Origin of the sequence: Rhodococcus erythropolis NBRC 15567, from assembly GCF_001552595.1 — a bacterium.
Classification (GTDB): domain Bacteria; phylum Actinomycetota; class Actinomycetes; order Mycobacteriales; family Mycobacteriaceae; genus Rhodococcus_F; species Rhodococcus_F erythropolis.
Genome location: NZ_BCRM01000058.1, coordinates 1 through 1,885 on the forward strand (window position 1 = coordinate 1; position 1,885 = coordinate 1,885).

Genomic DNA, 1,885 nt, shown 5'->3' on the forward strand with positions numbered 1-1,885 from the left:
TTGAGGAACCACATGCGCTGCTGCGCAAACGACAACGGAACCTGCGCCGGACGCACCTGCGCAGTCAACGCCGCACGCGAACCACCACCAACATGAGAACCGAGTCGGGCAGCAAGCCCTTCAACGGTCGACGCCTCGAACAACTCCCGCACCGAAACCGAAGCATCCAACGCCTGACCCAACCGAGACGTCACCTGCGTCGCAATCAGCGAATTACCACCGAGCGCGAAGAAATCATCATCCAAACCAACACGCTCAACGCCCAGAACATCCGCAAACGTCTGCGCCACAACCTCTTCCACCACCGACGTCGGAGCCCGGAACACCGCAACCTGCAACGACGGAACCGGCAACGCCCGACGATCCAACTTCCCGTTCACCGTCAACGGAATCGAATCCAACACCACAAACGCCGACGGCACCATGTACTCCGGCAACAACGAACCCACCGACACCCGAAGATCGTCGACCGAAACGCTCACACCCGCAGCCGAAACCACATACGCCACCAACCGCTGATCACCCGGAGAATCCTCACGAACAACCACCGCCGTCTGCGCCACCGACACATCCGCCAACACCGCAGACTCGATCTCACCGATCTCGATCCGGAACCCACGGATCTTCACCTGATCATCCGCGCGACCCAGATACTCCAGATCACCAGCACTGTTCCACGACGCCACGTCACCCGTGCGGTACAACACCTCACCAGCAGCAAAAGGACTCGCCACAAACCGCGTCGACGTCAACCCCGCCTGACCCAGATAACCCCGAGCCAACTGCACACCCGAGACATACATCTCACCCGCGACACCAACCGGCACCGGAGCCAAACGCGTATCGAGCACGAACACCTGCAGACCCGAAATAGCCTGACCCACAACACTCGCCGACGCATCCGCCGCCATCGCAGCATCCAACACACGATGGCTCACATGCACCGTCGTCTCCGTGATGCCGTACATGTTCACCAACGTCGGCGCAGAGTCACCGCGGCGGCCATACCAGTCCGACAAGCGTCGAAGCTCGAGCGCCTCGCCACCGAAAACAACCCACCGCAACGACAACTCGGCAGCCAGACCGGATTCCGACGCCAACCGATCAGCCTCGGCCAACTGATAGAACGCCGACGGCGTCTGATTGAGCACCGTCACCCGCTCAGCAGCAAGCAACTCCAGGAACTGCTCCGGCGACCGCGACGTCACATAGTCCACGACGACCAACGTGCCGCCGTACAACAGCGGACCCCACAACTCCCACACCGAGAAGTCGAACGCATAACTGTGGAACATCGTCCACACATCCGACTCGTCGAACCCGTACACACTCTCGGTATTCGCAAACAACTTCGCCACCGTGAAGTGCGGAACCTGCACACCCTTCGGGCGACCCGTCGAACCCGACGTGTAAATCACATACGCAACATTCGACGACCGCAACGGCGCAACACGATCCGCATCCGTCACCACCGAACCATCGAACTCCGACACATCCACCGCGTCGATATCAACCACCGGCAAACCAGCGGGCAACACCAACTCACGCCCGGACCACGAAATCGCAGCCACCGGAGCAGCATCGGCCAACATGAACTCGACACGATCAGCCGGATACGACGGATCCACCGGCAAATACCCCGCACCGGACTTCACCACCGCCAACAACGCCACCACAAGATCCGCCGACCGCGGCAACGCCACCGCCACCAACGACTCCGGACCACAACCCTGAGCAATCAACCTGCGCGCCAACCGATTCGCCCGAACCGACAACTCACCATAAGACAACGACTCGCCACCGAACCGCACCGCGGTCCGATCACCAAACCGCGCAGCAGCATCATCGAACCACGCCGACAACGTCGAATCCACACCACGATCGA

Annotated in this window: 1 protein-coding gene; it reads right to left on the reverse strand. The window is 60.9% G+C overall.

Annotation, left to right across the window (positions count from 1 at the left end; translation table 11 throughout):
- Positions 1-1,885 (reverse strand): amino acid adenylation domain-containing protein (locus tag RE4_RS30525; RefSeq protein WP_155717008.1); only part of this gene is annotated, 1,885 nt, incomplete at both ends.